Annotated in this window: 19 protein-coding genes; all 19 read left to right on the top strand. The window is 41.0% G+C overall.

Going from position 1 to position 19,695, the window contains the following annotated elements; all coding sequences use genetic code 11:
- The first annotated feature begins 21 nt into the window (after positions 1–21).
- The 19 genes from F9B85_RS02785 to ccsB all read left to right on the top strand — a co-directional run bounded on the left by F9B85_RS02785 (position 22) and on the right by ccsB (position 19,680).
- On the top strand, positions 22–1,281 hold the full coding sequence (locus tag F9B85_RS02785; RefSeq protein WP_151618230.1) for an aspartate kinase: 1,260 nt from the start codon (positions 22–24) through the stop codon (positions 1,279–1,281).
- 276 nt (positions 1,282–1,557) lie between these two features.
- Positions 1,558–2,289: a FadR/GntR family transcriptional regulator gene (locus tag F9B85_RS02780; RefSeq protein ID WP_151618228.1), complete on the top strand. Its 732-nt coding sequence runs from the start codon at positions 1,558–1,560 to the stop codon at positions 2,287–2,289.
- Between the two features lie 113 nt (positions 2,290–2,402).
- The gene (locus tag F9B85_RS02775; protein ID WP_151618226.1) at positions 2,403–2,834 is read left to right on the top strand and encodes a DUF6917 domain-containing protein; all 432 of its coding nucleotides are present in this window, start codon (positions 2,403–2,405) and stop codon (positions 2,832–2,834) included.
- A 71-nt stretch (positions 2,835–2,905) separates the two neighbouring features.
- Positions 2,906–4,369, top strand: a complete 1,464-nt coding sequence (locus F9B85_RS02770) for an aminotransferase class V-fold PLP-dependent enzyme (protein ID WP_151618224.1) — start codon at positions 2,906–2,908, stop codon at positions 4,367–4,369.
- 131 nt (positions 4,370–4,500) lie between these two features.
- A complete protein-coding gene (locus tag F9B85_RS02765; protein ID WP_151618222.1) occupies positions 4,501–5,778 on the top strand; it encodes an FAD-dependent oxidoreductase in 1,278 nt (425 codons plus the stop codon).
- A gap of 115 nt (positions 5,779–5,893) precedes the next feature.
- Positions 5,894–7,297, top strand: coding sequence for a hypothetical protein (locus tag F9B85_RS02760; protein WP_151618220.1), 1,404 nt, complete (start codon positions 5,894–5,896; stop codon positions 7,295–7,297).
- A gap of 124 nt (positions 7,298–7,421) precedes the next feature.
- Positions 7,422–8,666, top strand: a complete 1,245-nt coding sequence (locus F9B85_RS02755) for an aspartate aminotransferase family protein (RefSeq protein ID WP_243138042.1) — start codon at positions 7,422–7,424, stop codon at positions 8,664–8,666.
- 21 nt (positions 8,667–8,687) lie between these two features.
- Positions 8,688–9,137, top strand: coding sequence for a type II toxin-antitoxin system RatA family toxin (locus tag F9B85_RS02750; protein WP_151618218.1), 450 nt, complete (start codon positions 8,688–8,690; stop codon positions 9,135–9,137).
- 222 nt (positions 9,138–9,359) lie between these two features.
- Complete coding sequence (locus tag F9B85_RS02745; protein ID WP_151618216.1) at positions 9,360–10,184, top strand: polyprenyl synthetase family protein; 825 nt, start codon at positions 9,360–9,362, stop codon at positions 10,182–10,184.
- A 26-nt stretch (positions 10,185–10,210) separates the two neighbouring features.
- Positions 10,211–10,942 (top strand): demethylmenaquinone methyltransferase, encoded by a 732-nt coding sequence (locus F9B85_RS02740; protein ID WP_151618214.1) that lies wholly within the window; start codon positions 10,211–10,213, stop codon positions 10,940–10,942.
- A 203-nt stretch (positions 10,943–11,145) separates the two neighbouring features.
- Positions 11,146–12,012 (top strand): UbiA-like polyprenyltransferase, encoded by an 867-nt coding sequence (locus tag F9B85_RS02735; protein WP_151618212.1) that lies wholly within the window; start codon positions 11,146–11,148, stop codon positions 12,010–12,012.
- A gap of 62 nt (positions 12,013–12,074) precedes the next feature.
- Complete coding sequence (gene mqnE, locus F9B85_RS02730; RefSeq protein WP_151618210.1) at positions 12,075–13,178, top strand: aminofutalosine synthase MqnE; 1,104 nt, start codon at positions 12,075–12,077, stop codon at positions 13,176–13,178.
- Between the two features lie 3 nt (positions 13,179–13,181).
- Positions 13,182–14,006, top strand: coding sequence for a menaquinone biosynthetic enzyme MqnA/MqnD family protein (locus F9B85_RS02725; protein ID WP_151618208.1), 825 nt, complete (start codon positions 13,182–13,184; stop codon positions 14,004–14,006).
- Positions 14,003–15,073, top strand: coding sequence for a cyclic dehypoxanthinyl futalosine synthase (gene mqnC / locus F9B85_RS02720; protein WP_151618206.1), 1,071 nt, complete (start codon positions 14,003–14,005; stop codon positions 15,071–15,073). The genes F9B85_RS02725 and mqnC overlap by 4 nt, the downstream gene beginning before the upstream one ends.
- Before the next feature lie 18 nt (positions 15,074–15,091).
- Positions 15,092–15,886: a twin-arginine translocase subunit TatC gene (gene tatC / locus F9B85_RS02715; protein ID WP_151618205.1), complete on the top strand. Its 795-nt coding sequence runs from the start codon at positions 15,092–15,094 to the stop codon at positions 15,884–15,886.
- A gap of 161 nt (positions 15,887–16,047) precedes the next feature.
- A complete protein-coding gene (gene tatA / locus F9B85_RS02710) occupies positions 16,048–16,284 on the top strand; it encodes a twin-arginine translocase TatA/TatE family subunit (protein WP_423245044.1) in 237 nt (78 codons plus the stop codon).
- Positions 16,285–16,361: 77 nt separating this feature from the next.
- Positions 16,362–17,318: a polyprenyl synthetase family protein gene (locus F9B85_RS02705; RefSeq protein ID WP_151618204.1), complete on the top strand. Its 957-nt coding sequence runs from the start codon at positions 16,362–16,364 to the stop codon at positions 17,316–17,318.
- 110 nt (positions 17,319–17,428) lie between these two features.
- Complete coding sequence (resB, locus tag F9B85_RS02700; protein ID WP_151618202.1) at positions 17,429–18,838, top strand: cytochrome c biogenesis protein ResB; 1,410 nt, start codon at positions 17,429–17,431, stop codon at positions 18,836–18,838.
- A gap of 5 nt (positions 18,839–18,843) precedes the next feature.
- Positions 18,844–19,680, top strand: a complete 837-nt coding sequence (gene ccsB / locus F9B85_RS02695; protein WP_151618200.1) for a c-type cytochrome biogenesis protein CcsB — start codon at positions 18,844–18,846, stop codon at positions 19,678–19,680.
- Positions 19,681–19,695: the final 15 nt, after the last annotated feature.

Here is a 19,695-nt window from a genome sequence, read left to right as displayed (position 1 = left end):
TTTAAGAAGGAAGTGAAGACTGTGCCCATAGTAGTTCAGAAATTCGGCGGCTCTTCTGTCGCTAACGCTGAACGGATCAAAAGAGTGGCCCGACGGGTCGTAGAAACCAAAAAGGCTGGTAATCAGGTCGTAGTTGTTGTATCTGCCATGGGTGACAGTACAGACGATTTAATAGACCTAGCCAATCAGATTAATAGTAACAGTAAGCCAAAGGCACGTGAAATGGATATGTTACTTGCTACAGGTGAACAGGTGTCAATAGCTCTGCTCGCCATGGCCATAGCTCAATTAGGTCATGAAGCTATTTCATTGACAGGTCCACAAGCCGGTGTAAAGACAGAATCTGTTCATTGTAAAGCTCGTATTGTAGAAATTAATACAGAGCGATTAGAAGCTGAATTAGAAGCAGGAAAAATCGTAATAGTAGCAGGCTTTCAAGGGGCTACAGCCTATGGTGATATTGCCACTTTAGGTAGAGGTGGCTCTGACACCAGTGCAGTTGCTCTGGCTACTGCATTAAAGGCAGAGGTTTGCGAAATATTTACCGATGTTGATGGTGTCTATACAGCCGATCCTCGAGTCGTTCCTACAGCACGAAAGCTATCTAGAATTACCTATGATGAAATGCTAGAATTGGCCAGCCTGGGTGCACAGGTTCTACATCCTCGTTCTGTGGAGCTAGGAAAAGCCTACAAGGTGCCTATTCATGTACGCTCTAGTTTTAATCATAATGATGGAACCATGGTGCAGGAGGCAGAGGGAGATATGGAAAAAGAGTTAATGGTCAGTGGTGTGACCTATGATTTAAATGTCGTAAAGGTTGGTCTTTTTGACGTACCTGATCGACCTGGTATTGCAAGAACGCTTTTTAGTGCACTTGCTAAAGCTCATGTAAACGTTGATATGATCATTCAAAGCGCTATGCATAACGAAAGAAACGACATCTCCTTCACTGTTGGACAAAATGATCAAGAAGTGGCAGTTGCTGTCGTTCAACAAGTAAAAGAAGAAATTGGTGCAGGCGGAATTATTTATGATGACAAAGTTGCCAAGGTATCCATTGTAGGAGCTGGCATGATCAGCAGACCAGGAGTAGCCGCTATGATGTTTGAGGCCATTTCCGATGAAAACATTAATATCGAAATGATTGCAACATCGGAAATCAAAGTATCCTGTGTTATCAGTGCTGAAGATACCAAGAGAGCTGTACGAGCCATTCACAACAAGTTCCAACTAGAAGACGGAACTATTGCTAACAATGAAGGCTTTGCAACGGCATAAATACAAGATAAGCAAATAAATGAACCCCTCTCAGCATATTTTGCCGGGAGGGGTTTTCATGTGAAAAAAATGGCCAACGCCGGGGGGAGTTGACCACTAGGAAGGAGCATTAAGATAGAGAAAATAGTGCCTAAGCACATGTTCGATCATAGCACAAGCTTCTTTTCCCTGTCTAGTAAAAATAACGCATTTGTAATAAAAAAGTGTTATTATATAAAAAAATAAAGAGATAGGAAGTCTCATATTTTTGCTTTATCATAGAAAGAGAGGACCCAAATGACTACAAAAGAAGAACAAGAGCAAGCTGTCTTAGCCATAATACATCGTAGTGATGAACCTATAGGCTCAGGAAGTATTCGAGACAAAGTAGCTGACAGAGGCATACAAATTAGCGAAGCTACAGTAGGTCGATTGCTAAAAGAATTTGATAGTAATGGTTATACAGAGAAGAGGGGTTATCAAGGACGTATCTTAACAGAGAAGGGCTATCTTCGTCTATGCGAGTTAAAGCATCGTCGTGAAAGAGAATGCTTAACCCTAGAATTGGCTAACAGCCTATGTCTAGAGACTAGAAAGAATATGATCGACCTCTTAGTTGCTAGGAGAGCCATTGAAGGAGAAATTTCTGCTCTTGCGGCTCAGAACATAACGGCGGAAGAGCTCAAGGATATAGAAAAAATACTAGAACATCAAATCCTCCATTATGAACGTGGGGAATATGCAGTAGAGCAAGATCTTGACTTTCACCGTATATTAGCGAAAGCGGCTCGTAATCAAGTACTTGAAAAAGCAATATCACTAATCCGCCAAGAAGGTCGTCATTCAACTTCTTTAGAATTCATTCGTCGACAGGTAAGAAGTGGCCTTATAGAAGATCATAAAAAAATTGTCTTAGCCTTACGAGAAGGCAATTCGGTGAAAGCTCGCCAAGCAATGAATGAACATATCGAAAACCTGATTAAGGACATAGAGTGTTACTGGTTACAAAAGGATAGCGACAGTAATTAAGGTAATAGAGAAAAAAAGATCATGAGCAAGAAGGATTTTCATCTTCAACAACGAAATATTAATACCTAGAACCGCTCATCAATGATGAGTGGCAAGAGAGGGAGGTGCGCTTCATGAACGATCCCTACACTAAAGGAATGCTGAAAGTTCATCCTTATGCCAAAAAGAAAGATGTTACAGGTGAACTTGTAGCAATTCTAGAAGGAAAAATTGAAAAAAGAGGCTTAAAGCTGATCAAACCCATCTCACGAGCTCTTTGTGAAGATGAGATTCATGAAATAATCATCACCGATGAGCAAGAGGCTGGTCCTGGAAAAGAAGTTAACTCTATTGCCTATCTTGGTTTTTTTGAATTGAAAAGTGGGGGCGTCATCGTAACAGGTGATGAAGTTTATCTCAAAGGTGAGCTTATCGGGACTATTACAGGATTCGATGAAACTCATATGCCGAACCATATTAACATTATTGTCAAATCTGCGGAACGTAAGACAGGCATAGAATTAGGTGCCGAAATCGGGATGCAGTTATTGATAAAAAAACCTTAGTTGCTTCATAGTTTTCCCTAAATGCTTCAAATCACAGATTCAGATGTTGTAATGTTGAAAGGAGTTTCACTGTGAGCAAATTTAAGTACAAGTTTCAAATGTACAAGAATCTTCAAGCAAGTCTTCCAGCAATCTATGGAGAAGCAAAAAAAGCGGCCGATGAGATTGGAATTCCCACAGAAATACGTGGGAAATTTGGTTTAACTGGTGCTATTTCCGGTTGTCCAGCTCCTTTACGTAAAGATATCGTAGAGGCTAGTGAAAAAGCAGGGCAAGAAGTTGTACCTCTAGCCAAATATGTCGATGAGATTCGTGAACTAGTCAAAGACGTATATGGTGAAGAGTACGATGCGGCACCTACAAGTACTTGTGAAGCGGCACTGTGGGTTACTTTTGATTGTCTATTCACACCACCAAACTTAGGTCGTGGTGATAATTATAGAGCTCGGTACATAGCACCATATGAGAAACACTTACATCACCAGGGTGCTTATGGACGTCCATTTCCTGCAAAATACAAAGATATCTTTGCTGACCGTGGAACTACAGCTGGCGAATTAGGCTTTTATGGAAAAAGACAGAACAATCTTGACGCTGTCATTGTACCTCTAGAAGGTGCGAAATACGATGTTCACGGTATCAAATATCATCCAGTACCTTTGTTATCTCAAGTTGATACAGAGGCATCATTAAAACGTATTGAAGAAGTGGCGGCACAGCAAGCTGAAAGCCTTACCGGCTTTACTTCCTTAGGATACGATACAGTTGGCTATGGCTACTCCCAAAGAGATGAAGAGGGCACGCCATTTCTACAAAAAGGAATTGCTAAGATAGCTAAAAAGTATAACGTTCCTTATGTCATTGATAATGCTTGGGGTATTCCTTTTGCTGGTACAGATATTGCTAAGACGGGCGCCGATATTTTCGTCTATGCCATGGACAAGGCTACAGGAGCGGCTACTTCAGGACTTATTATCGGTAAAGAAGATGTAATGGTACCTATTCGCCGAGCAATGGGCATGCATGGTGACCGTTTTGGCACTACAGCTTCTTACGGAAAAGCGGCTTATGTTACTTTTGACCCAGGTAAAGAAGCCTTAGCTACACAAGTACAAGCCTTAAAAGTGCTTCGCGATAAACCAGAAATCGTAACCAAACCTGTAGACGACTTAGAGCGCATTGTTCGTGAAGAGTTCAATAATCTTCACCCCACACTAAAAAAGGGTATTGTCATCACTAAGTCATACAACTCTACAGCCGTAGAAGTTAACTATGAAGGAACTTGGAAAGACGGTATGGGACTACCTATCTTCTCCATTGAAGATATGTATGCTGGCTCTAACATTTTCCAAACTGGTATGGCTCAAATGGGAGTTATTCCTACCGTTGCTTACGATGGCAACATCTTTATCTCCCCTGGTCTCGGTACAACAGACGAAGATGGACAGTTAAATGAAGAGCTAGCTCGCTACGCTATTCGTGCTCTCGTTCGTTTATTAGAAATTGTTGGTCGTCATGTAGGTATTATTGAGTAATAAGTGACTCCTTTTACGTGGTTGCTCCCTCTTTCTCAAAACTCCCTCTGAGACATACTAATTGCTAGCTTGAGACAGAAATTAGTATGTCTCAGTTAAAAAAATTATTCTTTAATGGAGGGTTTTCTACTATGGCAAAAGTTGTTATCATCGGTGGCGGTTGGGCAGGCGCAGGTGCCGCAGTAACGGCGGCCAAAGCAGGTGCAGATGTTGTATTACTAGAACGAACAGACATGCTTCTGGGAACAGGCTTAGTTGGTGGCATTATGCGCAACAATGGACGATTTACAGCAACTGAAGAAGCAATTGCTCTAGGAGCACCAGAATTATTTGATGCTGTAGATGCTACTGCAAGACATAAAAACATTGAGTTTCCTGGTCACAAACATGCCACACTTTATGACGTAGCCAAAATTGAACCAGCAGTACGCCAAACTTTAGATAAACTAGCTGTTAACGTTCGCTTTGAAAGCTTAGTTAATGGTGTAAAAGTAGAAAACAACAAAATCGTATCGGTAACCTTGAAATCAGGGGAAGAAATTGACGGTGATGTTTTTGTTGAAGCCACAGGAAGCGCTGGGCCTATGGGTAACTGTGCTAAGTACGGCAATGGCTGTGCCATGTGTATCCTTCGATGCCCCACCTTTGGCGGGCGCGTCAGTATCGCAGCTAAGGCTGGTATTCAGGAAATAGTAGGCAAAAAAGGCGATGGGTCTATTGGTGCTATGTCCGGTTCCTGTAAATTACATAAAGAATCACTAGCACATTCCATTATAGAAGAACTAGATAAGACAGGCCTTGCAGTTATCCCCATTCCCGCAGAACTACAAAAAAGTGATAGTTTGGGAGTAAAAGCTTGTCAACAATATGCTCTTAAAGAGTTTGCTGAAAATATCATTTTGCTTGACACAGGCCATGCCAAACTAATGTCACCTTACTATCCCATAGATAAACTAAGACAAATTCCTGGCTTTGAAGATGCACGCTTCGAAGATCCCTATTCTGGTGGCATAGGTAACTCCGTTCGCTACTTGGCTCTCTCACCACGAGACAATACACTTAAAGTAGAAGGACTGGACAACCTTTTCTGTGCTGGCGAGAAGGCTGGCTTGCTAGTAGGTCATACGGAAGCTATTGTAACGGGATCACTTGCTGGACATAACGCAGTACGTAAAGCAGAAGAACAAGATCTTATTGAACTTCCTAGAAGTTTAGCTATTGGTGACGCTATTGCTTATGTAAACGAGCAAATGAAGACAGAAGAAGGACTAGGCAAGAAATTTACCTTCTCTGGTTCTGTCTACTTTGAGCGCATGAAATCAGAAGGTCTCTACAATACCGATGTTGTAGCTGTACATAAAAAAGTGGCTTCAACAGGACTGGCTGGTGTATTCGAGAAAAAGATCTAAAAAACCCAAAAGATCATGATTATTGTAAAGGTAAGCAAAGATACAGATTCTTGATTCAAAGATAGTGAAAAAGTAATGAATGCCGTAAATCCAATAAAAGGAAGGGTTCTTGCTAATGCCAGAGTTAACTATTTTACATTGGATCTATCTAGCTGTTGTACTTTGGGTAATCGGCTCCATGATCTTTCGTAGAGATGTAGTAGTTCCCTGTATCGTTGGTATCTTTCTGATCGGATGGGTATATGCAGAATATAAACTAGTCGGAGCGGCACAAACAGTATTTCGTGCCCTAGAAACATCAGGTACCGAGCTTTTTGACATCATGTTAGTCATTGCCCTTATGGTTGCCATGCTTAAGGCTTTGCAGAGCATTGGTTCTGATGTCTTAATGGTTGCACCAGCAAAACGTTTCATGACTAAGCCTACAATTGCCTTTTTCACCTTAGCAGCAGTTATGTACATAGCGGCGACCTTCTTCTGGCCAACTCCTGCTGTAGCTCTTGTAGGAACAATTTTGATACCTGTAGCGATCAGTGCTGGACTAGCTCCTATAGCAGCCGCTTTAGCCCTAAACTTAGCTGGTCATGGAATGGCCCTTTCTGGTGACGTAGTTTTACAAGGTGCACCGTCCATTACGGCTAGAGCGGCTGATGTAGATGTTGCGCTTATATTAACTAAAGGTTGGATGTTTGCTTCTATTACAGGTATCGTTGCTTTGTCAGTAGCCTATTTTATGTTGCGTAAGCGTAATGAATTTGTTGCTAAACCAGATGAAGCAAAGAAAAATGAGCTTCTAAAAACTAATGTAGAAGTAAAGAATTCAAAAGTATCTAAATTTTTTGCAGTTGCTGTACCTGCCTTGTTTTTCTTAATCATTGTAGTAATGATTCGCTCCAACTTAAACCCAGATCTTCCAGATATTAAAGGTGGAGGCGCTACGTCATTGCTCGGTGGTACAGCCGTCTTTTTCTTGCTAGCTACTAGTATAGCAGGACATGGATTATCTGCTTTAGAAAAAGTAGTAGGTTTCCTCCGTGAAGGCTTTTTATTCTCCATTAAAATCTTTGCCGCCGTTATCCCTATTGCAGGCTTCTTCTTCTTAGGTGCTCCTAGCTTAGCTCCTGTTATTCTCGGCGAAGGTGCTCCAGGATTTATGTTTGATCTTGGTACGGCCTTAGCCCATGTACTTCCCTTAGGTACAGTTCCTCTAGCTTTTGGCATTGTGCTTATTGGAATTATGACAGGTCTTGATGGGTCAGGATTCTCTGGGTTACCTCTGGTAGGTTCTCTTGCTAATGCACTAGGTGGACCAGCTGGTGTTGATGTTGCAACCTTAGCCGCCTTAGGACAAATAGCTGCCATCTGGACAGGTGGTGGTACTTTAACAGCTTGGGCTTTCGGTGTTGTTGCTGATGCTGGTATAGCTGGTGTAAGCCCCATAGATATAGTGAGGCGAAACTTCTTCTGTGTTGGTATAGGTCTTTTTGTGACAACATTAGTCGCAATAATGATTTTATAAGTAGGCAAAAATTATAAGTCAGAAAAAAATAAGGGGGCAATAAGCCCTCTTATTTTTGTTGCATGAAAGACAAGAAAATGGATAAATTGAACAGTGTAAGGAAGAAAAAGGAGGCGCATCATTCTTGTCTTCTCTTCTACAACGTTATGAAGAATATATTAATCCATCTTTAGCTCGGTTATTTCGCTTTATGGGACTAGGTACAGAAGCAATTCATGCAGAAGGTGCTTACGTATATGATAATGAAGGTAATGCTTATCTAGACTTTCTAGGTAACTTTGGTGTTTTTAATCTTGGTCATTGCCACCCTCATGTAATAGAGGCGGTAAAAAAACAATTGGAGAAAATGCCACAGACAACAAGATATTTGCTCGACGGTCCGGCTGGTGAGCTAGCTGAGTTATTAGCACAAAAAACGCCTGGTGATTTGCATTACTCTTTTTTCTGCAATTCTGGTACAGAAGCTGTGGAAGGTGCTATTAAACTAGCTCGTTTATCAACAGGCAAAAAAGGTCTAGTTAGCACTTTTAATAGTTTCCATGGAAAAACTTTTGGTGCTCTCTCTGTATCTGGTCGAGAACTTTTTCGACAGCCCTGTACTCCTTTGCTACCGGAGGTAGAACATATTCCTTTCGGTGATATAAGAGCATTGGAGCAAGTTGTGGCAGAAAAAAAAGATCTGGCCGCTTTTATTATAGAACCTATTCAAGGTGAAGGAGGAGTGCAATTACCTCCTGAAGGCTATTTACAACAAGTACAGGAAATTTGTCGTAACGAAGGTATTTTACTACTGTTAGATGAAGTACAGACTGGTATGGGAAGAACAGGCTATTTATTCGCCTGTGAACGAGAATCAGTTGTACCAGATATTTTATGCTTAGCAAAAGCATTAGGCGGCGGTGTAATGCCTATCGGGGCAGTTATAGGTCGTCCTTCTGTTTGGGAGGCTTTTATAGAAAATCCATTTATCCACACGAGTACTTTTGGTGGTAATCCCTTAGCTTGCACTGCCGCTATAGCAACTTTTGAAGTAATCGAGAAGGAAAGATTAGTAGAAAAAAGCCGTGAAAAAGGAGCAAAAGCGATAGCTTTTTTGCAAAATCTATCGCTAGAATATCCTGAAGTTCTAAAAGAGGCGAGAGGGCAAGGGTTACTAATTGGCTTAGAGCTAGCTCAGGACGGTATGGGTGGTTACATCATTAAGAGAATGGTAGATGAAAAAGTTATTGTTGGTTATACCTTAAATAATAGCAGTGTCATTCGACTAGAACCACCACTTAATATAGCAGAAGAAGAGCTCGATAAGGTGCTCTGCTTAACAGAAAAATTTATCAAAGAAATTGCCGAAAATCTTGAAGACTTTAGATAACTAGAAGGAAGGTATCGCTCAATGCCTCATGTAGAAGTTTCACAATGGGTTCAGGGTGCACCGGAAGAAGTATATGCACTGGCTTCGCAAATGGAAAATTATCCCGAATTCATGAAAGATGTACGTTCTGTAAAGATTCTTGATCGTGGAGATGCTTATACGATTACAGAATGGATTACTGAAGTAGATGGTCGTGTGATTCGCTGGCAGGAACGAGATGATTTTTATCCTCAGGAAGGTTTGATTCGCTATCATCAGTTGTCAGGTGATCTCAAAAAGTTTGAAGGATATTGGCAGATTGAAGAGAAAAACTTAAATGAAAAAAAAGGTTCTCAGATTACTTTAACTGTAGAATTTGATCTAGGAATTCCTATGCTATCTTCATTACTTAATCCTTTGCTCAAACAAAAGGTGAGAGCTAACTCAGAAGCTATGCTAGAAGCGATTAAAGCTCAGATTGAGCAAAGATAGTAAAGCCCTCTGTAGGTAAATAAATCTTATTGACTTAGTTAGGGTATATGATGTTATAATCATCTCTAGATTCGTAAACGGGACAGGTTTTCGATGATGAGCCTTGCAAAACCGTAACGGTGCCGTAGCGGTATTGTGAGGTTTTATTTTTTGGCAGGATTTTAAGAACTTTTGCAAGAATAATTATGGACACTGCTGACCGGACGGAAAGGAGAATTTTTAATGTCTTGGAATATCTGGGAGTCCCTTCTTCCCGAGCTGTCAGAAGTGAATTTACGCCTAAAAGATAGAATACCCCATCCTTTAAACAATAGTATTCCTATGGCATCGAAGAAGGGAAGCTATAACGCCCAGAGAATGTTGCCAGCCATTTTGGTGCTGTTAACATCAAAGATGTATGGCCAAGTAGATCGAAAAGCTCATTATTTGGCTTGTACTGTACAATTTGTTCAAGCAGGCACAGATATTCATCGTATGGTACCTGAAGAAAACTGGAGTCGACAGTTAGGAGAAAAAGACACTATTCCTTCTTCTGTTTTGATGGGTGATCTTCTTTATGCTCAAGCTGTAGATTACCTATGTGAAGGTCATCTTTTTGCTTACTTGGAAGCTCTCTCGCAGGCTCTTTGTTATATTCATGAAGGTGCTGTAATTCGTAAAGAATTTGCCGACAATGCTTTTGTTTCTGATGAGCAAGTTGAGAAAGCAAAAGAATTAGAGTTTGCAACTTTACCAGCATTGTCTTGTAGAATAACTGCTGAAATATCAGGAGCTTCTCCTCAGGAGATTCGTTCTTTGGAACAAGTAGGGCGAGTAGCAGGTTTACTAGCTGGACAAAGTACTACTTCATCGTCTATGCTTCAGTGCAATATTTGGTTAAAGCAAGGGTTAGAAGCTCTAGAAAAGCTTCCTACTGGAATCATGAATGATTCAGCTCAACTCTTACTAACTCAATTAGCAGGAGTTTCTTGGAATGAACGGATGCCACTAGCAGTAGAAGGCAAAAGTGTAGCCATCGCTGGCAAAACCAAAAAAGTTGTAGTCTAGTTTTTTGCTAAAAGGAGGCCAGCAAGGTGAATTACTCTGATGGTTTTCGCTCTGCTGAAGAGAAAGAACGATATATTCAATCTACTTTTTCTTCTATTGCCGGACATTATGATGCCATGAATCAATGGATGACTTTCTATCTAGACCGTCGTTGGCGTAAGAAGACGGCTCTTATTTCTGCTGTACCTATAAAAGGTCGTGCTCTTGACGTTTGTTGTGGAACAGGCGAGTTAAGCCATTGTCTCGCAGAGCAAGTAAGTCTTCAAGGAGAAGTTACAGCTCTTGACTTCAATGAAGACATGCTTGCAGTGGCCAGAAAAAAACAACAAAAAAATCGCATACACGGAAACATTACCTTTTTACAAGGTAATGCCATGGAGTTGCCTTTTGACGACAACTCTTTTGATACAGCGACGATTGGTTTTGGGTTAAGAAATGTACCTGATTTTCGTCAAGTTTTAGGTGAAATGATGAGAGTGATTCGACCAGGAGGTACTGTTGTTTCTTTGGAAACAGCAAAACCAGATGCTTTCATCATAAAAGATATGCACAAACTCTACGTTAAGCAGTTAGTACCTTTATTAGATAAACTATCAGGAGGACCTAAAGGTCCCTATGCTTGGCTCGCTCGTTCAGCTCAAAGTTTTTTGCCTCAAGAAGAGTTGGCACAAGAATTTAGAGCCCTTGGGTTGGAAAAGGTAAGATATCACAATCTTTTAGGCGGTGCGGTAGCAATTCATGTGGGATTCAAAAGGTAAAGGAAAAAGGTATCTCATCATACCGGAGAGTCTTTCTTATGGATGGAAGTAAGAAGGCCTCTCCGGATTTTCGTATTTTCTTTTTTGTGCTTCTTAGGCTTAGTCGGGGCAAGATAGTGAAGTTAGAAAGAAAAGTGGCTAAGCTTTACTGTGATTATGAACTTAATCAAGTAGCCTAAGAACAGGGAAGGAGAGGGAATCTCTTGTCAGAAAGTACCACGGTAGGACGTATAAAAACTTTTATGGAAATGATTAAGTTTGAACACACCATTTTTGCCCTCCCTTTTGCCTATATGGGAGCGCTGTTAGCGCAAGTTCAGATCCCCACTTGGGATGTTCTATTTTGGATTACCGTTGCGATGGTCGGGGCAAGAACGGCGGCAATGACGCTCAATCGTATGATTGATCGCCACATTGATCGGGACAATCCTAGAACAGCTGAGCGAGCTATGGCCAAAGGGACCATAAAAGTTGGTGAAGCCTGGTTATATGTATTGCTAAGTTTTGCTCTTTTGATTGTCGCAGCGGCAATGCTAAATCCTCTGGCTTTGCTTTTATCACCTCTTGCTGTTTTTGTATTGACTATCTATTCCTATACAAAACGCTTTACTTGGGCTTGCCATCTAGTCTTAGGAGCGGCTTTGGCGGCGGCGCCTGTTGGTGCATGGATTGGTGTGAACGCTTCGATTGATTGGCCTGTAGTAGTCTTAGGTTTAGCTGTACTTACCTGGGTAGCTGGTTTTGATATTTTGTATGCTTGTCAAGACACAGAGTTCGATAGATCTTATGGTCTCTACTCAATACCAGCTCGCTTTGGCATTGCTACAGCCCTCTGGATTGCTCGACTTTTCCATGTCTTTGCAGCTCTCTTATTACTAATGACAGGTCTAATGCTAGGACTTGGTTTTTGGTACTTTGTCGGTGTTTTTATTGCCATTATATTGTTATTCTATGAGCACACTCTTGTGTCTCCCCAGGACTTAAGCAAGCTTGATGCAGCTTTTTTTGCTATGAACGGTTATATTAGTGTTACTATGTTTCTGTTTACTCTTATTGATATTTTGCTCTAGTATCCTATCTATTTTGGTTAAAGTATAAAGTCTCTTCACTATGCTGTTGGGAGGAATCACTAGTGGAAGAACTATTTGCGCAAAGCCCTCTTGCTGATCTAATACCAAAAGTAAAAGCGGGGGAGAGGTTGTCTCGTGAAGAAGGTCTACGACTTTATCAATCAAAGGACCTGCTAATGATCGGCTATTTAGCTGATCTGGTACGAAAGAGAAAAAATGGTGATTACGTTTACTTTATTAATAACCGCCATATCAATCCTACCAATGTATGTGTTAATCGCTGTCCCCTCTGTGCCTTCGGTGTAGATGCAGATGATCCCAAATCCTATGTAATGAAGTTAGAAGAGATTGAAGAGAAAGCACTTCAATCAAAGGCGAGTAATCCTTCAGAAGTCCATATCGTAGGAGGACTCCATCCTGATCTATCTTTTGATTTTCAAGTAGAGATGCTGCAGAGAGTTCGACGAGCTTTACCAGATAGTCATATTCAAGCTTTTACAGCTGTGGAAATTGATTATTTTTGCGAACAAACTGGCAAAAGTACTCGCGATGTTTTAACTATTTTGCAAGAAGCCGGTCTTGGTTCACTACCTGGTGGTGGTGCTGAAGTTTTCAGTGATCGCGTGAGGAAAGAGATCTGTGAGAAAAAGATATCAGGTGATCGTTGGCTGGAGATTCATGGCGAAGCTCACCAGTTAGGCATGAAGACGAATGCTACGATGTTATATGGTCATGTCGAAACGATTGAAGAACGAGTAGACCATCTTATTCGTTTGAGAGAACAACAAGATCGGACTGGAGGCTTCCAAGCTTTTATTCCTCTTGCTTTTCATCCCAAAAATACAGGTTTAGAGGATCGAGGTCTATTAAAGACAACAGGCTATGACGATCTAAAAGCTCTTGCTATTAGTCGCTTAATGCTTGACAACTTTGATCATATTAAAGCTTTTTGGATTATGATTGGTCCAAAATTAGCTCAACTTTCCCTTTCCTTTGGTGTTGATGATATTGATGGTACTGTAGTGGAAGAGAAAATTACCCATGCCGCCGGTGCTGATACAGGTCAAGCTTTGACACTACAAGAGCTAGTGCATATGATTCGTGCTGCTGGACGGATACCTGTGGAGCGAGATACCTTGTATAAGGTCATTCGCAAGGAGTTTTAAAGCATGCTACGATTAGGCCAAGTAGACTATCTAAATGTACTTCCCATTTATCATGCTTTTTCCTCTGGCGCTGTTCCTTTAGAAGCAGAGCTGGTAGCAGGTGTTCCATCTGTATTAAATCAAAAGTTTCTAACAGGAGAACTAGACATTACTCCTATATCATCAATTGCTTATGCTAGACAACCTGAGTCTGCTTGGGTTTTACCAGATATATCAATCTCAGCTGATGGTGCCGTGGAATCAATTTTGTTGTTTTTGAGATGCCCTGTAGAAGAGTTAGCAGGAAAAAGAATTGCTGTAACTACTTCTTCAGCTACTTCCGTTATACTTCTGCGTATTCTTATGAATTGCTATTACGGGATCTCATGTTCTTATCATCCCGCTCGGCCTGATCTTAAGGAAATGCTTGAACAATACGAAGGGGCACTCTTGATTGGTGATGATGCTTTAATAGCGAGGGAGCAATCTTCAATTCCTTATCTTGATCTAGGTGCACTGTGGAAAGAGATGACAGGATTGCCCATGGTCTATGCACTCTGGGTTATTCGTCGTGAATATGTAGCTTGGAATCAAAGAGAAATAAGCAGGGTTGTAGAGGCTTTTCGAGAGAGTCGACGGTGGGGCTTAACTAATCGAGATGAAGTTATTAGGACAGCCATAAGACGCTATCCTTTACCGGAAGCTGTTTTGAAGAACTATTTTGAGACAATTCGTTATGATTTGGATGATTCATATCGCCAGGCTGTAGAAGTGTTTTTTGATTACGCTTTACAGGTAGGTGCCTTACCAGCGCCTGCGAGGCTAAAAGTTTGGGGCGTTGATGAATGAACAGAGCCATTAATAAGATTGTTGAAAAAGTAAGGCAACGCCAGCGACTCACTTTTCAAGAAGCACAAATACTTTGGTATGAGTGCGATCTACTTACTTTAGGTACTTTAGCTCAATCTGTTAGTAAAGACTTACATGGTGATGACAAGGTAACTTTCGTGATTGATCGCAACATTAACTATACTAACGTTTGTACGATGGGTTGTCGTTTTTGCGCTTTTTATAAAGAACCAAACTCTCCCGGTGCTTATGTGCTTGATGAGAAAGAAATTTTTAAGAAAATTGAAGAGACAATTGCCTTAGGCGGTACTCAAATCTTAATGCAAGGTGGCCTACATCCTGAGTTAACACTTGAGTACTATTTAGACTTGTTACGAGCTATCAAAGAGAGATATAAGATTCATATTCATTCTTTTTCACCACCAGAGATTGTGCATATAGCTGAAAAGAGCGGTCTGTCCATAGCGAAAACGATCGAAAGTTTGAAAGAAGCAGGCCTTGATTCTATACCTGGCGGGGGCGCTGAAATACTAGATGATCGTGTACGTGCTTTGATTAGCCCACGTAAAATTGGTTGGCGTCAGTGGATGGATGTGATGCAAACAGCCCATCGTCAAGGCATGAAAACAACGGCTACTATGATGTTTGGGTCAGTTGAAACGGTGGAAGAAAGAATTTATCATCTAGAGCGCCTACGAGAGGCGCAAGATGAAACAGGTGGTTTTACTGCCTTTATTCCGTGGAGCTTTCAACCAGATCATACAGAACTAGGAGGAATGAGCGCAACTGGTGTCGAATATATCAGAACTTTAGCCTTATCTAGGGTTTTCTTAGATAACATTCCCAATATACAAGCTTCCTGGGTGACTCAAGGGTCAGGAATGGCTCAGGTAGCGCTTGCTTTTGGTGCTAATGATTTTGGAGGTACCATGTTAGAAGAGAACGTAGTACGTGCAACGGGGGTGACTTATCGCGTGCCCTTGGATGAGATCGTGCATTGCATTCGAACGGTAGGAAAAGAGCCTGTCCAACGGGATACATTGTATCGAGCTCTTCGTGCGTTCTAAGGAGGCGAAACTCTTTTTATGTCAGAAGAAGAAGAAAAAGAAAAAAACATGGCCCTTACGGAGCACTTAGAAGAGCTTCGCAATGTCCTCATTTGGGTGCTAGTCTTTGCCGCCACGGGAACAGCTATTGCTTGGATCTGGCATGAAGAGTTAACAGCTATGCTGGTTAAACCCCTGACCGATCTAGGACTTAAGCCTGTCATCTTACGACCAGCAGAAGGTTTTTTTGCATCTTTAAAAGTTGCCTTTTTTGCGGGATTAGTTATTGCCTCGCCAGCCGTCTTTTGGAAAATATGGAGCTTTATTGTTCCAGCCCTCTATCCTAATGAACGAAAATGGGTCTATATTTTACTTCCTTTTTCTGTTCTTCTACTAGTTACCGGTGTTGTTTTCTCTTATTATACGGTCTACCCACTGGCCATTCGTTTTCTGGTTACCTTCGGAGACTTTACACCGATGCTATCTATAAGTGAATATCTCAGTTTTGCTATTACTTTTATTTTACCTTTTGGTATCGTTTTTCAACTTCCTCTCATTGTGATATTTCTAGTACGCATTGGTGTTGTAAACCATCACTTCTTAGCTCATTATCGTCGACATGCTCTATTGTTAATGTTTGTTATGGCAGCAATCTTCACACCAACTCCTGATGTGATATCTCAGATTCTAATGGCTGGTCCTATGTATATTCTTTATGAGATTAGTATCCTGCTTGCTCGGTTTATTGCACCGAAGAAAAAAGAGCATGCTGAAGAGGATTCAGAAGCTGAGGAAGGGTCAGAGGAATCGACGGATATTGAGCGAAAAGAATAAAAGATGAGTCATTGAAGCATTTCTTTACAGACATCAGACATTATGCGATAATAATCCACAAGGACTTTACGTAGTTTAAACAAATGATTGCTTATGATGTTCAATGTAAAGGTAGGATATACTTTAAATGATTATGAGTTCTCACGGCGGAGGTGTTTGAATTGTTCGGATTCATACCAAACATAGGGATACCCGAACTCCTCCTGATCCTAGTAGTCTCCTTACTTATATTTGGCCCTGGTAAACTGCCTGAGATTGGTAAGTCTTTAGGTAAAGGGATCAATGAGTTCAAGAGAGCAACATCGCCAAAGAAAGAATTAGATGAAACCTCTAAGGAAAATTCTAAGCCTTCTGATGATTCTCAGGACAAGGGAGAGACTACTTCAAAGGACAACTGACCTTTTAAAAGGCACGTCCCTCGGACGTGCCTTTCTTATCGATTTTTAGTGAATATCAAATATTAGCAGGTGAGCCCATGGCTTTTCATCTCTTTCACGAAATTGAAGAGGATCTGAAACTTGTAGAAGCAGAACTAAAAAAGCAAATGGAGACGACCCAACCGACGATAACAGCGGCGTCAAGTCATCTTCTTTTAGGTGGAGGCAAACGACTTCGACCTGCTTTTGTACTGTTGGCAGGAAAAACTTGCGATTATCAAATAAATCGCCTTTTGCCACTCGCTGTTGCCTTAGAGATGGTTCATATGGCTTCACTAGTTCACGATGATGTTATTGATGAGTCTAAGACACGTCGTGGTATAGCAACTGTACGAGCGAGATGGGGGAATCGCATTTCCATTCATACGGGCGATCATCTTTTTGCCCGTGCTCTTATTCTAATTGCAGAATTAGGTGACAGCAGAATCTCACAATTACTGGCAAAGGCCAGTGTTAAGATGTGTGAAGGTGAGATTCAACAAATGGAAAGTGCTTTTGATGTAAATCAGTCTTTTAAAAGTTACCTTTATCGTATTAACCGTAAAACAGCCTTATTACTCTCTCTTTCCTGTCAACTTGGTGCTATGGCAGTAAAGGCCGAACCTGCTGTTACTCGCATGATGAAATGGTACGGTCATCATCTTGGTATGGCCTTTCAGATTACTGATGATGTACTCGATCTTGTGGCTAATGAAGAAGAACTTGGTAAGCCAGTAGGTTCAGATCTTCGGCAAGGAATCATGACATTGCCGATTCTTACTGCCCTGTTGCGAGATCCTTCTTTGAAGGAAAAGGTGCGCAAAAAAGAAAAGACGGAAGAGGAAATCAGAGAGATTATTGATAGAATTGTCAAGACTGGTGCGATTGAAGAAAGTAAAAAAGTAGCCCTCCTTTATCTCCAAAAAGCAAAAAAAGAATTATCAGAACTACCAAATTCATCAGTAAAAGAATCTTTAGTGAAAATTGCAGACTTTATAGCACAAAGAAATTACTAGAAATTATTCAATATGACAAGAACTACACTTTCATTATAGTGATGTTTAACCTATTAATGACAGTGCTAATATGCTAGAATGTTTAGGTCCTAATAGAAGGAGGGAAAGTCTTGTCGAAAAATAATGAAGATTTGGATATGCGCCCGGAAGGTTCTAGCAAAGAACATGAGAATGAAAGTGGCATTGTAGACCGTTTGTGGAATATCTTTAGCTCTATGAAACTGGGACTTTTCTTGCTTATTGTAATTGCAGTAACGTCCATCATTGGTACAATTATTCCACAAAAGCGGGCTCCTCAAGATTACGGAGATCTTTACCCCTTGTATTCTGCTCTAGGTATTACCGATATGTATGCCTCTTGGTGGTTTGTTACCTTACTTTTTCTGCTGGCCATGAACTTATTTATCTGCTCCTTTAACCGCATGACGCCGCTTTGGAGACTATTTAGTCAACCGAAGGCGAAAGTAAGTGAAAATTACTTGACAAGACTAGATCATCATATTATTCACGATGCTCAGAAAAGTCAGGATAATATGGCTCAGCAAGTCAAAGAGAACTGGCAAAGCCGTGGCTATCGCGTTGTAGAAGAAAAAGTAGATGGTAAAATTTTTGTCCACGGCGACAAGGGACGATATGGTATATGGGGTTCATTCATTACCCATATTTCCTTGCTTGTCATACTAATTGGTGCAGTAATTGGTATTTATTTTGGTACGGAAGGTCGTATTGCTGCAGAAGTAGGACGTACCTTCTCTCTAAATGAGGTTTACCAGTTAACGCCCGATGAAGACTTTAAAGTCCGTGTTGATGATTTTAAGACTATTTATCGTGAAGATGGTTCTGTCGATGCTTGGATTAGTACGCTAACTGTTATTGATGAAGGTCAGGAAGTATTAACGGAAGAGATTCGCGTAAACCATCCGTTGAATTACAAAGGCTATAAGTTCTATCAATCTTTCTACGGCTCTTATATACCAACACAGGTATCTTCACCCGGTGCTCCTGAAGGTTTAGAAATAACTATTACAGAGCGTGACTTTGTTCCTGTTCCTGGAACTAATCTAGGCGTATGGGTTGCTCAGTATATTCCTGATTTTGATCCTAATTTAGGTTGGGTTTCTAAGTCTCCTGATCCTAACAATCCTAGAATCATTTATGTACTTTATCGAGGTAACCAGCAAATCGGTATTGGTGCCGCTAAGATTGGTGAACCAGAAATCCTAGCTGATGGAGAAGGTGCTATTACCTTCCAAGATTATCAACCTTACACAGGCTTATCTGTTCGAAAAGACCCTGGTGTATGGACTGTCTGGATAGGTAGTGGCTTGATGATCCTAGGCCTAGGACTCTCCTTCTATCTACCTCATCGTCGTCTATGGGCTATCGTAGAAGATAATAATGGAAAAGCCCAAGTGCGCATAGGTGGACATGCTCAAAAAAATAAAATTGCTTTTGAAAAAGAATTTGAAGAAATAACTGCACCTTACCAACACAAAACTGAGGGGAGAGGAACATCATAGAAACGATGGGTTTTGAAGAAAATCTCTTATTCTATCTCACCTTCGCCGCCTACGGGATTGCTTCACTATTATATATTTCCTATGTAGGCACCAAGAATTCAACGACAGCGAAAGTTGCTTTTTATGTAGTTGCTTTTGGTGTTGTTGTGAATACAGCTGCTATGGCTTTGCGAGGCTATATTGGAGGCTATGTTCCTTTAAGTAATGGTTATGAATTCTTGCTGGCCTTCTCTTGGGGTATTGCCTTCGTTTATCTCGTGACAGAATGGAAATACAAAGTACCTATAACAGGAGCTTTTGTAATTCCTATTGCTTGGCTCTTACTAGCCTACGTAGCTATCTTAATGCCTGTAGAGTATAAGGTAGCTCGTCCCTTGATGCCTGCTCTCCAGTCAAACTGGCTAACTTATCATGTTCTCACGGCTCAGTTCGGTTATGGTGCTTTCGCCTTCTCCTTTGGCGCTGGTATCATGTATCTGATTAAAGAGAGAGCCATTAAACTTAATCGTGAAATTGGTTTGGCCGCAAAGCTTCCTTCACTGGAAACACTAGATCAATTGGGCTATCGCTTGATAGCAGTAGGTTTTCCACTGCTTACACTTTGTATTATCACCGGTGCCATTTGGGCTGAATATGCTTGGGGACGCTACTGGAGTTGGGATCCCAAAGAAACTTGGTCTTTAATTACCTGGCTTGTCTATGCTGTCTATCTCCATGCTCGTTTCACCTATGGATGGAAAGGCAAAAAAGCAGCTATTCTAGCTATTATCGGTTTTATTGCTGTTCTTTTCACTTTCTTCGGTGTAAACTATTTCCTCTCAGGCTTACACTCTTACGCTTAAGATTCTTTCTGCTTG

The sequence above is a fragment of the Heliorestis acidaminivorans genome, assembly GCF_008933955.1.
In the GTDB taxonomy this organism is placed as follows: domain Bacteria; phylum Bacillota; class Desulfitobacteriia; order Heliobacteriales; family Heliobacteriaceae; genus Heliorestis; species Heliorestis acidaminivorans.
This window is presented reverse-complemented; position numbering and strand designations above follow the sequence as displayed.